This window comes from Adlercreutzia faecimuris, from assembly GCF_022669055.1.
Taxonomy (GTDB): domain Bacteria; phylum Actinomycetota; class Coriobacteriia; order Coriobacteriales; family Eggerthellaceae; genus Enterorhabdus; species Enterorhabdus faecimuris.
In genome coordinates this window covers 1075898-1090203 of record NZ_JAJMLW010000001.1, presented here as the reverse complement: position 1 = coordinate 1090203, position 14306 = coordinate 1075898, and the positions used below count along the sequence as shown (strand labels likewise).

20 protein-coding genes are annotated in these 14306 nt (G+C 70.1%); 6 read left to right on the top strand and 14 right to left on the bottom strand.

Translation table 11 applies throughout. The features are described 5' to 3' along the window. Positions 1–101: 101 nt before the first annotated feature. Positions 102–896: a pyrroline-5-carboxylate reductase gene (proC, locus tag LPT13_RS04120; protein ID WP_242163799.1), complete on the top strand. Its 795-nt coding sequence runs from the start codon at positions 102–104 to the stop codon at positions 894–896. A 28-nt stretch (positions 897–924) separates the two neighbouring features. Here proC and LPT13_RS04115 read toward each other — a convergent pair whose 3' ends face one another. Then, a complete protein-coding gene (locus tag LPT13_RS04115) occupies positions 925–1731 on the bottom strand; it encodes a serpin family protein (RefSeq protein WP_242163797.1) in 807 nt (268 codons plus the stop codon). 85 nt (positions 1732–1816) lie between these two features. Here LPT13_RS04115 and LPT13_RS04110 point away from each other — a divergent pair, with 85 nt between their 5' ends. Together LPT13_RS04110 and LPT13_RS04105 are read left to right on the top strand one after the other, a co-directional pair. Next, positions 1817–2704, top strand: coding sequence for an arylamine N-acetyltransferase family protein (locus tag LPT13_RS04110; RefSeq protein WP_242163795.1), 888 nt, complete (start codon positions 1817–1819; stop codon positions 2702–2704). Between the two features lie 128 nt (positions 2705–2832). After that, a complete protein-coding gene (locus tag LPT13_RS04105) occupies positions 2833–3402 on the top strand; it encodes a DNA-3-methyladenine glycosylase I (protein ID WP_242163793.1) in 570 nt (189 codons plus the stop codon). A gap of 290 nt (positions 3403–3692) precedes the next feature. On the opposite strand, the gene LPT13_RS04100 is transcribed toward LPT13_RS04105, so the two are convergent. Genes LPT13_RS04100 through LPT13_RS04080 form a run of 5 tightly spaced genes read right to left on the bottom strand, consistent with a single transcriptional unit; the run spans position 3693 to position 5980 of the window. Beyond that, positions 3693–4268 (bottom strand): DUF4145 domain-containing protein, encoded by a 576-nt coding sequence (locus LPT13_RS04100; protein ID WP_242163791.1) that lies wholly within the window; start codon positions 4266–4268, stop codon positions 3693–3695. 53 nt (positions 4269–4321) lie between these two features. After that, positions 4322–5059: a peptidoglycan-binding protein gene (locus LPT13_RS04095; RefSeq protein ID WP_242163789.1), complete on the bottom strand. Its 738-nt coding sequence runs from the start codon at positions 5057–5059 to the stop codon at positions 4322–4324. Continuing rightward, on the bottom strand, positions 5046–5207 hold the full coding sequence (locus tag LPT13_RS04090; protein WP_242163787.1) for a hypothetical protein: 162 nt from the start codon (positions 5205–5207) through the stop codon (positions 5046–5048). The genes LPT13_RS04095 and LPT13_RS04090 overlap by 14 nt, the downstream gene beginning before the upstream one ends. Then, on the bottom strand, positions 5204–5527 hold the full coding sequence (locus tag LPT13_RS04085; RefSeq protein ID WP_242163785.1) for a hypothetical protein: 324 nt from the start codon (positions 5525–5527) through the stop codon (positions 5204–5206). The genes LPT13_RS04090 and LPT13_RS04085 overlap by 4 nt, the downstream gene beginning before the upstream one ends. Positions 5528–5533: 6 nt before the next feature. Beyond that, the gene (locus LPT13_RS04080; RefSeq protein ID WP_242163783.1) at positions 5534–5980 is read right to left on the bottom strand and encodes a hypothetical protein; all 447 of its coding nucleotides are present in this window, start codon (positions 5978–5980) and stop codon (positions 5534–5536) included. A 52-nt stretch (positions 5981–6032) separates the two neighbouring features. Between LPT13_RS04080 and LPT13_RS04075 the strand changes: the two genes are divergently transcribed. The 3 genes from LPT13_RS04075 (at position 6033) to LPT13_RS04065 (ending at position 7956) form a co-directional block, all read left to right on the top strand. Beyond that, complete coding sequence (locus LPT13_RS04075; RefSeq protein WP_242163781.1) at positions 6033–7016, top strand: tyrosine-type recombinase/integrase; 984 nt, start codon at positions 6033–6035, stop codon at positions 7014–7016. Between the two features lie 46 nt (positions 7017–7062). Further along, a complete protein-coding gene (locus LPT13_RS04070) occupies positions 7063–7332 on the top strand; it encodes a hypothetical protein (protein WP_242163779.1) in 270 nt (89 codons plus the stop codon). Positions 7333–7797: 465 nt separating this feature from the next. Further along, positions 7798–7956, top strand: a complete 159-nt coding sequence (locus tag LPT13_RS04065) for a hypothetical protein (protein ID WP_242163777.1) — start codon at positions 7798–7800, stop codon at positions 7954–7956. On the opposite strand, the gene LPT13_RS04060 is transcribed toward LPT13_RS04065, so the two are convergent. The 8 genes from LPT13_RS04060 to LPT13_RS04025 all read right to left on the bottom strand — a co-directional run bounded on the left by LPT13_RS04060 (position 7953) and on the right by LPT13_RS04025 (position 14291). Then, positions 7953–8402 carry a hypothetical protein gene (locus tag LPT13_RS04060; protein WP_242163775.1) on the bottom strand — a complete coding sequence of 150 codons (450 nt, stop codon included), beginning with the start codon at positions 8400–8402 and terminating at the stop codon, positions 7953–7955. The two genes, LPT13_RS04065 and LPT13_RS04060, sit on opposite strands and share 4 nt — an antisense overlap. Then, positions 8392–8529 carry a CD1375 family protein gene (locus LPT13_RS04055; RefSeq protein ID WP_242163773.1) on the bottom strand — a complete coding sequence of 46 codons (138 nt, stop codon included), beginning with the start codon at positions 8527–8529 and terminating at the stop codon, positions 8392–8394. The genes LPT13_RS04060 and LPT13_RS04055 overlap by 11 nt, the downstream gene beginning before the upstream one ends. Position 8530: 1 nt before the next feature. After that, positions 8531–9067 (bottom strand): hypothetical protein, encoded by a 537-nt coding sequence (locus LPT13_RS04050; RefSeq protein ID WP_242163771.1) that lies wholly within the window; start codon positions 9065–9067, stop codon positions 8531–8533. 10 nt (positions 9068–9077) lie between these two features. After that, on the bottom strand, positions 9078–9845 hold the full coding sequence (locus LPT13_RS04045) for a hypothetical protein (RefSeq protein ID WP_242163769.1): 768 nt from the start codon (positions 9843–9845) through the stop codon (positions 9078–9080). A gap of 6 nt (positions 9846–9851) precedes the next feature. Further along, on the bottom strand, positions 9852–10808 hold the full coding sequence (locus tag LPT13_RS04040; protein WP_242163767.1) for a hypothetical protein: 957 nt from the start codon (positions 10806–10808) through the stop codon (positions 9852–9854). Beyond that, entirely contained in the window at positions 10799–11425 is a 627-nt protein-coding gene (locus LPT13_RS04035; protein WP_242163765.1) for a hypothetical protein, read from the bottom strand. Before LPT13_RS04035 ends, LPT13_RS04040 begins: the two co-directional genes overlap by 10 nt. A gap of 216 nt (positions 11426–11641) precedes the next feature. Beyond that, complete coding sequence (locus LPT13_RS04030; RefSeq protein WP_242163762.1) at positions 11642–14095, bottom strand: hypothetical protein; 2454 nt, start codon at positions 14093–14095, stop codon at positions 11642–11644. 4 nt (positions 14096–14099) lie between these two features. Further along, positions 14100–14291, bottom strand: coding sequence for a hypothetical protein (locus LPT13_RS04025; protein ID WP_242163760.1), 192 nt, complete (start codon positions 14289–14291; stop codon positions 14100–14102). Positions 14292–14306 lie beyond the last annotated feature (15 nt).

The window sequence follows — 14306 nt, the reverse complement described above, 5'->3', positions numbered from 1 at the left end:
GGGGTGGGCGGGCGGCCTATAATGGCTGGCACGGAAGGAGCGGGGCGCGCGGCGCCCCGCGCGAGGGCGCCCGGCGGGCGCGGCGACGAAGGGGGCGCGACATGCGCATCGGGTTCATCGGGCTGGGCAACATGGCGACGGCCATCATCGGCGGGCTTCTGGCCCAGGGTATCGTGGAGCCGGGCGACGTCATCGGCTCGGCCAAGACCGCGGCCACGCGCGAGCGTCGCGCCGCGGAGCTCGGCATCGAGGTCACGGCCGACAACGCCGCGGTGGCGCGTGCCGCCGACGTGCTGGTGCTGGCCGTGAAGCCGGTCTTCTTCCCCGAGGTCATCGCCGAGGCGCGCGATGCCGTGCGCGACGAGACGCTCGTCGTCAGCATCGCCGCCGGGCTCACCGTCGAGGTGATCGAGGGGCTCTTCGGCCGTCCCGTCCGCCTGGTGCGCTGCATGCCGAACACGCCGGCGCTCGTGGGGGCGGGCTGCACGGCGGTGTGCCCCGGGCCCCGCGCCACCGCCGACGACGAGGCCCTCGTCCTGCGCCTCATGGGCGCCTGCGGCACGGCCTCGGTCATCCCGGAGCGCCTGATGGACGCCGCCAGCGCCGTGGCGGGCAGCTCGCCGGCCTTCGTGTTCATGTTCGTCGAGGCCCTGGCCGACGGCGGGGTGGCCGCGGGCATGCCGCGCGCCCAGGCCCTCGAGTTCGCCGCCCAGGCGGTCATGGGCAGCGCCAAGCTCGCGCTCGAGACCGGCCGGCACCCCGGCGAGCTCAAGGACATGGTGTGCTCGCCGGGCGGCACCACCATCGAGGGCGTTGCCGCGCTCGAGGCCGGCGCCTTCCGCGCCGCCGTCATGGAGGCCGTCGCCGCCTGCGTCGAGAAGGCCCAGCGCCTCTAGCGCGCCCGGTCGCGCGACCTGCGACCCGCTACGCGGAGGGCAGGGACTCCACCGTGCCGATGAACAGGGGCACGCCGGCCGCGCGGTCGTAGACGAGGTAGAGGAACGGCCGGTCGAGGCGCACCTCGGCGGGCGGGGCGGGGTCGGGGGCGGCGCCGGCCTCGAGCACCAGGGCCGTCGCCGCGGCGCCGCGCGTGCCCTCGGCGTCCACCTCGAGTGCGCAGGCCTGGACCGCGCCGCCGATGAACAGCGGGCCCGCGCTCGAGGAGCCCAGGGGGCCGAAGTCCGCGTCGTGCGGGTCGAAGGCGTCGACGATGCCGAGCGCGCGCAGCGGCTCGGTGAGGTCGACGTGCGTCCGAACCTCGAAGGCCGGCAGCCACGCGCGCACCTCGCGGAAGGAGGGGCTGACCAGGACGCGGGCGAGGGCGTCGCCGTCGAGGGCGCCCAGGTAGTCGGCGAGCGCCGTGCCCTCGGGCGGCAGAAGCGCCGCGAAGGCGTAGGGCCCGTCGGCATAGGGCCGCGTGAAACCCGTGCCGCCGGCGATCTCCAGGTAGCCCCGCTCCGTCGACGCCATGAGATCCACCGAGGACGCGGTTCCGTCGGCGTTGCGGAAATCGGCCCGCGCCACCTGGGCGTCCTCGTAGGGGCTCTCCCACGCGGCGTCGAGGGCCAGGGCGTTCACCAGGGTCATCTCGCCGCGCTCGGGCAGGCTGGCGAGCAGGCGCGGGATGCGCCCGCGGGTCTGGCGGGCGACCCAGTCGTTCACCGCCTGGCAGCCGGAGGCGTCGAAGGGGATGGCGCGCACCTCGGCGCCGTAGGAGGCGGCGGTTCTCACGCTATACTAAGGCGCACGGCCTCGTCCGGCCGGATTGTCAGCGCGGCACCGCGATGGCGGGCCGCCGATCGGCGAGGAGGACGATGTGGCCGATTCCCAGCACGAGGATACCGCGAGGGCTGCCGGGGGTGGCGCGCAGGAGGCGGGCACAGCGAGCGCGGAACCGATGCTCGCGCCCGCGCAGGTCGACGCGTACCTGGCGCGCATCGAGTTCGCGGGCGCGGCGCGGGCCGACCGCGCGACGCTCGACGCGCTGGTGGCGCTCCACCAGCTGAGCGTGCCCTTCGAGACCATCGGGCTGCGCCGCGCCGGCGGGACGCCCGACCTCGCGCTGGACGCCCTGTTCCGCAAGGTGGTCGCCGAGGGGCGCGGCGGCTACTGCTTCGAGCTGAACCGGCTGTTCCAGGCCCTGCTCGCCTCCCTCGGCTTCAGCGTGCGGCCCGTGCTCTGCCGCGCCGTGCTGGGCCGGCCGGGCCGCATGCCCGTCAACCACCGCGGCATGGTCGTCGCCCTCGGCGGCGAGGAGCTCTTCGCGGACGTGGGCTTCGGCGGCCCCATGCCCCTGGGCGCGCTGCCGCTGCGCGACGGCGTCGAGCAGGCCGTCGCAGGCGAGACGTTCGTCGCCGCGGACGCCGGCGGCGGCTGGTGGCGCGTCGAGCGCGTGACGAGCGCGGCCGGCGACCTGTTCAACGAGGCCGCTCCCCCGCGGCGCCAGGTGGAGCTCGAGCTGTGCGCGGCCGCCGTCGAGGAGCAGGACTTCGACGCGCTCAACCTGGCCTTCTCGAGCCCCGGCGCGCTCTTCCGCGACCACGACCTGGCCAACCTCCGCACGCCACGCGGCTACGTCGGCCTGCGCGATCGGCGCCTCACCATCCGCGAGGACGGCCGCAGGGACATCATCGACCTGCCCGACGACGACGCCGTCGCCGCGGCCCTGGCCGAGCGCTTCGGCCTGCGCTACGGACGCGTCTGACAACGCGGAAAGGCGCCGCGCCGCGGGACGCGTCGGGCGCGGCGCCCCCGCCCTCCCCGCACCCGATGCGCTACCATGGAACCCCGCGCCGCGGCCGCGCGGCGACCACGACGGCGGAGGGAGCGCCCATGGAATGGAACGACGGCAAGGCGCGGTGCGCGTGGGCGAACCCGCACAACCCGACCTACCTGGCCTACCACGACCGCGAGTGGGGCGTGCCCTGCCACGACGACGGGCGCCTCTTCGAGATGCTCGTGCTGGAGTGCTTCCAGGCCGGGCTCAGCTGGGAGTGCATCCTGAACAAGCGCGAGGCCTTCCGCCGCGCCTTCGCCGGCTTCGACCTGGACGCCGTCGCCGCCTTCGGCCCCGCTGACGTCGAGCGGCTCATGGCCGACGCCGGCATCGTCCGCAACCGCCGCAAGATCGAAGCCGCCATCGGCAACGCGCGCGCCTTCCGCGCCATCCAGCGCGAGTTCGGCAACTTCGACGCGTATCTGTGGGGCTGGACGGGCGGGGAGGTCGTGCGCGAGGCGGGGCTCGCGTCCTCGCCGCTCTCCGACGCGGTGTCGGCCGACCTGCGCCGCCGCGGCATGCGCTTCGTCGGCACCACCGTCACCTACGCCTACCTCCAGTCCGTCGGCGTCATCTGGTCCCACGACGAGGGCTGCTTCCTGCACGAGGAGAAGGCGGGGAAATGAAGGCGGGGCCGGATCAGACGATCCGGCCCCGCTCGAGTTACCGTGGTGGAGATGATGGGATTCGAACCCACGACCCCCACGTTGCGAAATCTAAATTGGACATTATCAGACGTTATCGTTCGAATACGTTTTACCTGATCAAACGAATAATTCGGTATTATTCGAACTATCGGACAATACGGAATAGTACGCTTCAAATCCGTTTATTTGTACACGAATTTGTACACGAAAAGCAAAAGGCGCCCCGCCTCCAGCGTTATGCGGGGACGGGGCGCATCAGGCAGAGCGATTTACGAGGGGTTGATCTTAGCCGGGAACTCGTACACTATCTTCAGCAACATCTCGGCGAAGTCCAGGAGCCTCACCGCATCCTCCTCCGACATGAGGACTATCTCGTGGGTCGCCTCGTTGCCGCCCTTCCGGATGGCGTCCACCCAGTCCCGACCGCTCGGTGGAATCCAGCCGTTGTCGTTGAGGAAGTCTATGTACGAGATGAAGGCGCAGTTCTCGGGAGCGCCCTTATCCACGGCTACGTGCATGAGCAGCTTCCTCATGCCAAGAACTGCGGAGGTATAGGCCGTATACTGGATGCAGCGCCGCACTTCTCCGTAGAGCGATGCCACTGAGGGCGGCAGGCTTCCCACCTCGTTGCCTCGCACAGCATCGGGGAACTGCTCATACCGGCCGGAATCATTACGGACGAACGCCGTCGGGTTCTCGCAATGGGGGCAGATGTAGATGACTCGCGAATCATCGCTTGTCGCATTGCGATGGTATCCAACGCTCCCGCCAACAGCCCTCCCGCAGTATCCGCACGTCCACCCCATGCTACTCATGTCAGATGTGTTATACCACCCAAGCGCCACTGGCCCTCCTCTCATCTCTGTCTCATCCTACCACTTTGCGGACATCATCGTTTCTAGTCGCAGAGCAGCGTGCCCCAGGTGATGGGGCCGCAGTCTCCGTCGGCCTCGACGCCGCATCGGCGCTGCCAGGCGACGAGGGCCTTGCCGGTCTTGTCTCCGTAGTCGCCGTCCACGCTGAGCTTGGCGGCGGCGCGGACGTTGAGGGCGGCCTGCATGAGGCGCACGGCGTCGCCCTCGGCGCCGCGCTTGACGAGGGGGAAGGCGTACACCGTCTCCTCCTTTCCTTCGGTCGGAGCAGTCGGAGCAGAGGGCTTCGCGGCCGGTGCCGCGTCGAAGCGGGGACGGATGCCCCCGCAGACCGTCGAGTAGGCGCGCGTGCGCTCGGCGACGCGCCCGCCCGCGGTGTTGCCCTCGATGGTGCGGATCACGCGCGCCTCGCGGTCGTTGGACACGACGATGCCGACGTGGTCGTCGGTGCCGTCGTCCTCCCAGTCGAACAGCGCGAGGTCGCCCGGCTCCAGCTCTCCGGCGCTCAGGTGCTGGTGGTTGTGTATGGCCGGGCAGTAGGCCGACGGCATCCCGGCGCACTCGACGCCGAGCATCCACAGGCACCAGCTGACGAACATGGCGCAGTAGGCCACGCCGCTGGCCCCGTAGTCAAAGTTGCTCGGATCCTTGTCCACCTGCTCCTCGAACCACCTGCCGTACTTGGTGCCCGGCAGCGGGTCGTCCCAGCGCGAGTAGCCGACCTCCCCCTGGGCGAGGGCCACGAGCTCGTCAGCGGTCGCCATGGCGCGCCTCCTCGGCCGATGCCGCGATGGGAGCCGGCCCGGGCTCGTCCAGCGGGTGCTGCGCGATCCACATGAGCCCGCAGCACCCCAGCGCGACGGCCGCGCACACGGCGAACACGGCGGCGTCCGCCCAGTCCTGGCGCGTCATCGCTCGTCCTCGGGCGTCGTCTCCCAGCCGGTCGCCACGTCCGCGAGCGCGTCGAGCCACTTGGACGTCACGCCGACAGACTTGTACGTCGAGTAGGCCACCTGCACGCCGCCCACGGTGGACATCACGCAGGCGAGCCAGGCGCCCGGGGACTGGGGCGGCCCGCCCGCCAGGCCGCAGAGCAGGCCGGCCGCGACCGACACGCCGATGGCGAGCCAGCGGGCGGCGGAGCCGGACACGGCCCCGTGCTTGATGAGCTGCACCCCGTAGGGCACGGCCAGTGCGGCGACGATCACCGCGACTGCCTCGATCATGGTCATTTTGCATCACTCCTTGCTGTTAGGTGGTTGGTTTACGACAACGGCCCCGTGGATCTCGCTCACCTTGTGGGCCATGTCGTCGATCTGGCCGCCCATGTGGGCGCTCCTGTCGCGGGACATCTCGAGCTGCCCCGACATCACGGCCATCTGCTGGGTCATGGCCGCCATGGCGGCGGTAGACCTCTCCTGGGCGTCCACCGCCCGCGCGTTGATGGCCGCGCTCTCCCGGTCGCGCTCGTCGCGCATCCTGGCCTCCTCGGCCTTGCGCTGCTCGCGCTGCTCCTCGATGTCGATGGAGCGCAGCTTGCACTCCTTGACGACGGGGAGGATCTTGTAGGCGACGACGGCCGCGATGGCCAGCACCCCGAGGGCGAAGAGCCACATCGGGCCCTCCCCCGCCGCCGCCATGGCGTCGATGTAGTGCGTCGCCGCGTCCTCTCCTGGCATTGGCATCACATCCTTTCATACGATGGGATCGCTGACCGGAAAACGAGAGGAGCCCACCATGACCGTCACAGCCGAGGCCGCCATGGCCATGACCATCGGGCAGATCGCAACCCAGCACTACCTGCCCGAGAAGCGCCGCCGCAAGAGGGCGCACACCGTGGACGGCTACGAGTCGTCCATCCGCCGCCACGTGCTGCCGCGCTGGGGCGGCATGGCCATCCGCGACATCACCCGGGACGCCGTGCAGGACTGGGTGGACGAGCTCGCGCCCTCAGCCGGCCCCGGGGGCGCGGAGAAGGCCTACAAGTGCCTGCGGCAGGTGATCCGCTGGGCCATCGACAAGTGGGGTCTTTATGTCGCCGACCCCACCCGCGGCGTCGAGATGCCCCGCAAGCCCGCCTACAGGCCCGAGACGCTGACCCAGAGGCGGCTCAAGCGCCTCATACGCGGGCTCGTCGGCTGCGAGTGCGAGGCCACGGCCATCATCCAGGCGGCCCTCGGGACGCGCCCGGGCGAGTGCTACGCCGTGCGCTGGGAGTCCGTCAACTGGCGCACGGGCGCGGTGCCCATCCGCTCCACGCTCGTCCAGGGCTCGGAGGGGGCGCGCGAGTGGCCCACCAAGACCGCCAAGGGCGAGCGCGACTGCTGCCTGCCGCCCTGGGCCCTAGACCGGCTGCACCAGCTGTGGGTGGCCAAGGGGCGGCCCCGCGGGCTCGTCATCGGCGCCCTCACGCCGCGCCAGGCGGCCTACCGCATCCAGGCGTGGATACGGCGCAACCGGCTGCCCAGGATCACGATGAAGAACCTGCGGCACACCTGGGGCTCCATCGCCGCGCAGGCCGGGGTGCCCATGGAGACGGTGGCCGCCATGATGGGGCACTCGTCCATCCAGACGACCTACCGGTACTACTTCGCCCTCACCCAGGCGAGCGCGAAGCGCGCCCAGCGCAAGGTGGCCCGGCGCGTCATGGGCAAGACCTGCGACGACATGTACGCTGGGATAGACCTCGCGTCGGCCCAGGCGCTGCCGATGGCCGCATAGGGATTCCGTATCCCGCGTCAAGATGTATGAGGGGAATGGCTGGTACGTGCAGCGCCACAACGGCGAGGTATGGGTCATGGCCAAGGACGTCCGCACCGGCGCCGGCTCGTGGGACACGGTGCGGTGCCCCTATACCATCCCTGAGGGGTACCGCCCCAGGGTGGATATCCAAGTGCCGATGCTTACCGCCAACGGGGCGAGCTGTACGGGCTACATGACGGTGTTCGCGAGCGGCGTCATAGAGGTGGGCAACTACGGCAACACGGGCTCGTCGGACAAGCGCACCGGCACCGCGTCCTACCCCATCGGGTTCTGACGGCATTCCGTATCCCGTGGCGTCGTGGACGCCGGCGGACGAGACTTGTCAGCGTGGGGCAACTTCGCCTTTTGCGAAATCACCGTCAGCATCGGGCGAACCATGCCCGACACCTCTTATGCCGTGCTGGCGACCGCCCAGGCGGACGGGGTGCCGGCAGGCTGTAGCGTCCGGCGAAAGACCACGACGAGCTTCACGCTGTACGTGTTCACAACGTCTGGCATCACGCACAAAGGGTTCCTGGTCAACTGGCTCGTCGTCGGCTGACGGCATTCCGTATCCCAGAGGCTCTGGGCGGGTACCCTAAACCCTGGGAGTAGCGTCACGATCAACGGCCTGAGCGCGTGCAAGGTGATCGGGCTTGAGTTCAAGGACGGAAACGGGCAGGTTTTCCCGGTCGTCCTGAAGAGCGGAGACGTGCGGTTCGCGGCGACGCAATTCGTCCCAGAAGTAGTCGACTGGGACGTGCAGGACTGGGGCGGCTGGTTCGCGATCTCGGGCAACACCCTGACGCTCAAGAGGTGCTCCATCATGCTGTCCAGGGCTACCGCCGTAGGCAACGGCTTCACGGCCGCCGGATACTCGTCGGCGACGCCCGTCACGGCCGTCTGGCGCATCCTCTAGGATACGTAAGGCCCGCCGACGGCGAAGCCGTACCCCTTGGGCAGCGCGACGTCGCGCGCGTGGATCGTCACGGCGCCGTTAGTGGCAATGGTGACGTAGCCGCCGCCGCGGTCGAACGAGGCCGGGAGCCATGCCTCGGCCGCCGGCCTGTAGCCGGCCGGCACCGTGGCGACCTGGCGGCCGTTCCAGGCCGCGAGGTCGGCCGACAGCGCGGGGATGCCCGTCATGTAGAGAGTTACGAGCCGGCCTACCTTGTAGCCCTTGAGCACGCCTGAGCTGGTGCAGTTATGCATCGCGCAGGCGAAGGCGGTCGGCTGGGATACGGAATCCCAGCCGTCGCAAACCGACTTGAGGGCGTTCTCGATGTTGTTTAGCCGCGTGGGCGTGATGGGCGTGTAGCCGCTGGCGTTGTCGTTCCAGGCGGTCTTCTTGTAGTTAATCGCCATCAGTCGCCTCCTCGAACAGGTCGGGGGCCACCTCGCGCAGCGCCGGCACGATCTCGGCGGGCACCTCGGCGAGCGCCTTGCGGCCGGCCCGGATAAGGCGTGCGTAGCTCTTGGCGATGGTCTTCATGCTAGTCTCCTCCGTTCATCGAGAGAATGGCCTCGTATAGGGCCGTCAGGGCCTCGTCGGTGTCGAGCTGCGCCTGGGACTGGGCCTCGTACAGCTCAACCACGGCCTCGTCCAGGTCGGCCGCCTGCTCGGGCGCGCCGGCGAGCCACGCGTCCAGCTCGGCGCGACGGGCGGCCTCCTCCTCGGCCCTCTTGCGGGCCTCCTCGGCCTCTGCCTCGGCGCGCGCGATCTCGGCCAGCTCCTCTTCCGTGTAGGGCACGTAGCGCAGCACGTCCTCGGTCTCGTCCCAGGCGTCCTGGGCTGGCTGCCACTCGCGGACGACCTCCTCGCGGTAGAGGGCGGCGAGCAGCCGCCCGTCCCCGTCGCGCTCGTCCCACTCGGGCATCCCGGGCTCGGGCCAGACGAGCACCTCCTCCCGCAGCTCCTCGACCTCGGGCACGGCCGGGTGGCTCGCGATGACGAGCGTGTCGGGCTCGAGGCGGCCGAGGGACAGGTCGGGGTCTTCGACCTCGATGCCGTCGGCGTCGATGATTCTCATGGTTCCCTCCTTATGCCGTGCGGCGGTACAGGTAGACGCCGATGAACAGCTTCGTGTCCGTGATCTCCACCCACGTGCCGCCCAGGATCGAGGCCGGGTTGGTCGCCACGCGGGACGGCCAGATGTACCCGACCCTGAAGATGTTGGCGAGCAGCCACGCCTTGAGGTCGGTCACGCTCGCCGCGACGTGGCTGTGGCTCTTGGCCGCCGCGCCCACCTCATCCGGCGTGTACGACGGCTTGCTGTCGGCCTTGGCCCACGTGGCCAGGTCGGTGATGTCGCCCTTCCCGTGCAGGTGGCCGACGTAGGGCTCGGGGCCCTGGTCTATCAGCAGCTCCGGGTCGCCGACCGCGAGACCGTCCACCCTCACCCTGTAGACGGGGATGTCCACGTCCACGTCGCCGTCCAGGATGCTCCCGTCGACGTGGGCCGGATCGGCGGGCTCACCCGCGGTCGGCGTGCCAGGGATAGCCGCGATGGGCGAGTCCTCGACACCGTCCGTCCCCTTGGAGTACCTGACCGCTATCAGGTCGATCCTCTTCTTGTCGACGACGCCGCTCTGTATGGCCACGTCCTCGCTGCCCTTGACGCGGACGTACCTGCCGTCCAGCAGCATCTCGCCCTCGCCGATGCGCACCGTGTTGGCGTTGACCACGGTGGCCTCGCATCCGTGGAGGATGTAGCGGCCGGGGCCTATGGTGCGCGCGTTATACAGGCCGATGTCATCGGAGCCGACGTGGCTGTCCGCGCCCTTCCCCGTTACCAGCTCTACCGTCATCTATCGCTACCTCCTCTCGTCGGCGTCGTGCTCTATCTCCACGGCGCCACCGCTGATTCTCACGACCGTCTTCGTGATCCGAGCCATGGCCGAGAGTCCGATTCGCTCAGATGACGCCCCGATGGCGTCCCCCACCTCAAGCTCCATGCCTGCCGGCGGCCTGAGCGTCACCGTGGACGTGGCCTGCATCTCGGCCAGCTCCCTCATGCCGTCCGCCATGAGCTCGTCGTCCTCGGCGTTGGTGTTCTCGTAGATCGCCTGGCGCTCCGCCAGGCCGTACTGCGTCTGCCCCTGCGACACGTTGCCGTCCTCGTCCGCGTAGAGGTGCAGGACTGTGCGCTCGGACAGCTCGCCCTTCCCCAGGCATATGAGGTGGTTCACGGGCCTCGTACGCTGCATCTTGTAGCCGATGCGTATCCCCATCTCGCCGTCCGCGTGCTCGCCGGCCTCTACGGCGGCAAGGCGCGGCCTGGCGCCGGGATCCTTGGTGATCCGCAGCTTCGCGTTCGCCTTCGCCAGCATCTCCCTGATGCCCGAGTAGGCGTCGCAGAAGCGTGCGAACTGGTGGGACACGGCGATGCCGCTCGGGCCCGCCTCCACGTCGAACACGGCGGACAGCCCCACGTGGGCGATCACCGCCGCGATGGCCGCGTTGGCGTCGCCCGACACGGCCAGGTGGTCGCCGTCGGGGCAGACGTACGTCTCGGCGAGGATGCCGTGCCACGTCTGGCCGAGGGCTGTCAGGACGGGGGCGGGGCCGGTGGTGTCCTCGCGGAATCCCCTGACGACCCCTCCCCACTCCGTGCCGTCCACGTACATGAGCGACCCGTAGGCGACCTGCGCCCCGTAGGGGATGACGGCCTCGAAGTCGTTCTCGTCATCGCCGTACGCCAGGTCTAGGTCGCAGTCGACCATGCCCTGCTCCACGCCGGCGGCGTCCGTGTACACAACGTCTACCACCATCGCGGCACCTCCGGGATCGGCGAGCCGCGGACCTCGACGACGCGCGCCTCGAACGAGAACCCGCCGTCCCAGCTGACCGGCGACTGGCCGCGCGGGACGCGCTGGAACACGTAGGAGCCGCTGCCCTCCCTCTGCACCCCCCGGCGCTTGGAGAACGCGTTCTCCGCCCGCCCGTAGGCGTCGTAGAGCGTGATGGTCTTGGCCAGGCCGTCGATGACGAGCCTCCCGCCGGCGTCAACGGCGGCGTCCACCTCGTAGGAGTTGCCGGCGATGACGACCTTGGGGCCCTCCGCCGGGCCGTAGACGGTTATCACGACCGGCGCGGGCGGCGAGCCGGGGTTGGCGACGTGCTGGCCCGTGCCGCTGCCGAAGTTGTACGGGTAGTCGTACGGGTAGTTGAGGCCGTCTCCCGACCCGGCTGCGAAGAAGCGCGGGTGCTCCATCGTCCAGAGCCCGCCGTCCACGACGAACCTCACCTGGCAGGTGACCTCGTAGAGGCCGAACGAGTCGTCCTCCGAGACGCCGACGGCTGTCGCGTAGGCCCTCGCCCCGTACCCGTTCACGGTCAGCGCGGCGGGCTTGCCGGCCGCGGCGTCGAACTCGAACGCGTCGGCCATCCGCCTGTACGCCTCTCGCCCCCCCATCCTGGGTGGCGGCTGATATGCCCACGCTGACCTCGTACTCGCCGCTGGCGTTGCCCAGGCCCGCTATCGACGAGCCGAGCTGCAGCACCGACCACTCATGGGCGCAGAAAGCGGTGGGGTCGGCAAAGTACGGCTCGGAGAGGAAGTCGATCACGTCGCCGTTTCCGCCGGCGTAGGTGAACCCGTCGCTCATCTCTCCACCGCCTTCCTCGCCATGCGGCCGAACTGGCGCTCGTCCGGGAACCGCGGCGAGTTGTCGCGGATCTTGCCGCCGAGGCCATCGTCGAGCCTCCGGATGGCCGCCACGACGCGGTCGATGCCGGACCTGTCGACGTTGCGGGACACCGCCGCCTCGATGAGGCCGATCAGGTGGCCCTCGCCCGACACGACCTCCCTGCCGGCCTCTCCCCCGCCAAGGAGCGATCCGCCGGCGGCCCCGAAGATCGTGGGGCCCGTGAGCACCGTCGCGGTGTCCATGGCCCTCGCGTACCACTCGACGCTGATGTGCGGGACGCTAGGGGGGTTGAGACTGAAGCTCCCGCTGATCTTCGGGTGCGGCAGCGGGGGCATCTTGATGGGCGGTATCTCGAGCCGGAACGTGCGCTTGAACCACGACACGGCGGAGTCGACCGCGTTTCGCAGGGGAGCGAACGGATCAGCGAGGAAGCCCTTGACGGCGCCTATGACCGACCCGACGGTCGAGCTGACGCCGGGGAACCTCGCCCCTATGGCGGCGACGACGGCGTCCCCGGCCGAGCGGAGCGCCCCGAACGGGTCGGAGAAGAACGCCTGGGCCGCCCTGATGACCGACCCGACGGTCGAGCTGACGCCGGGGAACCTCGAGGAGAACCACGCGATTATGCCCTCCCCCGCGACGCGCAGGGCGGCGAACGGGTCGGAGAACAGAAGGTTGATGAACTCGCAGAACTGCCCGAACCCGGTCGACATGGGCTGGATCACGTTGCCCTCGACCCACGCCCGGGCGTCGCCCGCCGCCGCGCGCACCCCGTCCCAGACGCCTATCCAGAACACGCGGAACTCCTCGCTCGTGTTCCAGAGCGTGATGATGCCGGCCACGAGCCCCGCGACCGCGACGACCACTATCCCGACCGGGTTCGCCGCCATGACGGCGTTGAGCGCGCCGAACGACGTCGCGACGCCCTGGATGACGCTGGCGCCGTTCATGACGAGCCAGAGGCCGCCAAGGGCGGTCCCGAGCCCAACCACGACAGGGACGACGGTCTGCAGGTTGCCGGCGAGGAGGCCTATGCCATCGGCGGCGAGCTGGGTCACCGCGGTCTGCAGCGGGGCCACCTGCTCGGCGAGCTGCGACTGCGCCTGCACGAGGTCGTCGTTGGCCCTGCGCGCGGCGTCTATGTCGGAGTTGACCTCGGCGAAGCCGGCGCCCAGCTCCCCGTACTGCTGCAGCAGCGCGGCCGTCAGCACCTCCTGGCGCTCCTGCTCGGACGAGCAGGCGGCCAGGGCCGCGTTCATGGCATCCTCCTGGCTCGCCCCCTCCGCGACGGCCTCGTTGTAGGCGCCCATGACGGCGGGGTGGTCGCCCAGCTGGTCGTTCAGGCGCGCCTGGCTGATCGCAGTCCAGTTGAGTGCGTCCGCCAGGCCGCCCGTCACCGTGCCGCACCTGACCGTCTCGTTCGCAGACTCGATCAGGCTCTCGATGGGCAGGGCGTCGCCGAAGGCCGCGGTGGTGCCGGCGGCGATGCCGTACCACTCGTCGATGCTCGCGCCGGCGTCGGCGAGGTTGTTCATGAGCTGCGCCGCCTCGACGGCCTGGCCGCTGTCCCCGCACAGGCCGAGGAAGCCCTGGTACACGTCCCTGGCCTCGTCGATGCTGCGCCCGGACCACTCGTAGGCCACTCCGAGCCTGTTCATGGCCGCGCGGTTCTCCTCGGTGGCCTCCGAGAGCCCCGCGAGGGCGCTCGCTGCGCCGCCGGCCATGTCTGCCAGCATGTTCCCCGCGGCGATGTCCCCGATGCTCGAGCCGGCGTCGCGCGCGCTGTCGGCCGCGTCGTCCAGGCCGCACGCGAGGTCCTTGGCGGCGCGCTCGGCCTCCTGCATCTTGGCCTCGCTCTGCGCGAGCCCGGAGTTGGCGCGCGACAGGCCGGACTCCAGCTGGCGCGCCTCGGCAGACGACCGGCCGAACTGCACGACGGCGCTCTTGTACTCGCCCTCGAGACGCGCGACCTCCGCCTTCTGGCGGCCGATGGTGGCCGTCAGCTTGTCCAGCGCGCTCTCCGAGCTCCGCTCTGCGGCGGCCTGGGCCTCGAGCCTCGCGGTCGTCGAGGCCATCTCGGCGGCCAGCTTCTCCTGGTCGACGCGCACGTAGTTGAGGGAGGTGCGCAGGCGCTCGGCCTCGGCCGAGCCCGTGCCGAACGCCCTCTCCGCCGCCTCCAGCTTCTGCTGCAGCATGGCGGCCTTCTCGGCCGTGTTCGCCGCCTGCTCCCCGAGGATGCGCTGGCGCTGCTCAAGGAGGGACGCGGACTCGCCGCCGCTCCTCATCTGCGCGTCGACCAGCTTCAGCTCGCTTCGCAGCTCCTTGTTTGCGCCGTTTACCTTGGATATGCCGGCGGTAAGCCCCTCCGTCTCGGCGACGAACCTTACCTTCGCCTCGTTCCTGGCCATGGCCCTACCTCCTCCCCGCCCTCTCGATCTCCTTCTCCCGCTCGCATGCGTCCCACGCGTCGTACGCCGACTTGTTCTCGGCTACGCGCTGGACGAACGGCGGGTCCGCGTACCAGAACACGCCCTCCGGTATCCCCAGCAGGAGGACGTAGTAGGTGTACGCGTCCTCGACGCCCTCGATCTCGAAGCGCGGCACCCTCCTCCTCGGCCT

Bases quoted from the DNA above. Each gene is read 5' to 3' on its own strand.
- proC (WP_242163799.1), top strand. From the start codon at position 102: ATGCGCATCGGGTTCATCGGGCTGGGCAACATGGCGACGGCCATCATC.
- LPT13_RS04105 (WP_242163793.1), top strand. From the start codon at position 2,833: ATGGAATGGAACGACGGCAAGGCGCGGTGCGCGTGGGCGAACCCGCAC.
- LPT13_RS04095 (WP_242163789.1), bottom strand. From the start codon at position 5,059: ATGGCGACCGCTGACGAGCTCGTGGCCCTCGCCCAGGGGGAGGTCGGC.
- LPT13_RS04090 (WP_242163787.1), bottom strand. From the start codon at position 5,207: ATGACGCGCCAGGACTGGGCGGACGCCGCCGTGTTCGCCGTGTGCGCG.
- LPT13_RS04085 (WP_242163785.1), bottom strand. From the start codon at position 5,527: ATGACCATGATCGAGGCAGTCGCGGTGATCGTCGCCGCACTGGCCGTG.
- LPT13_RS04080 (WP_242163783.1), bottom strand. From the start codon at position 5,980: ATGCCAATGCCAGGAGAGGACGCGGCGACGCACTACATCGACGCCATG.
- LPT13_RS04075 (WP_242163781.1), top strand. From the start codon at position 6,033: ATGACCGTCACAGCCGAGGCCGCCATGGCCATGACCATCGGGCAGATC.
- LPT13_RS04060 (WP_242163775.1), bottom strand. From the start codon at position 8,402: ATGGCGATTAACTACAAGAAGACCGCCTGGAACGACAACGCCAGCGGC.
- LPT13_RS04055 (WP_242163773.1), bottom strand. From the start codon at position 8,529: ATGAAGACCATCGCCAAGAGCTACGCACGCCTTATCCGGGCCGGCCGC.
- LPT13_RS04050 (WP_242163771.1), bottom strand. From the start codon at position 9,067: ATGAGAATCATCGACGCCGACGGCATCGAGGTCGAAGACCCCGACCTG.
- LPT13_RS04045 (WP_242163769.1), bottom strand. From the start codon at position 9,845: ATGACGGTAGAGCTGGTAACGGGGAAGGGCGCGGACAGCCACGTCGGC.
- LPT13_RS04040 (WP_242163767.1), bottom strand. From the start codon at position 10,808: ATGGTGGTAGACGTTGTGTACACGGACGCCGCCGGCGTGGAGCAGGGC.
- LPT13_RS04035 (WP_242163765.1), bottom strand. From the start codon at position 11,425: ATGGCCGACGCGTTCGAGTTCGACGCCGCGGCCGGCAAGCCCGCCGCG.
- LPT13_RS04030 (WP_242163762.1), bottom strand. From the start codon at position 14,095: ATGGCCAGGAACGAGGCGAAGGTAAGGTTCGTCGCCGAGACGGAGGGG.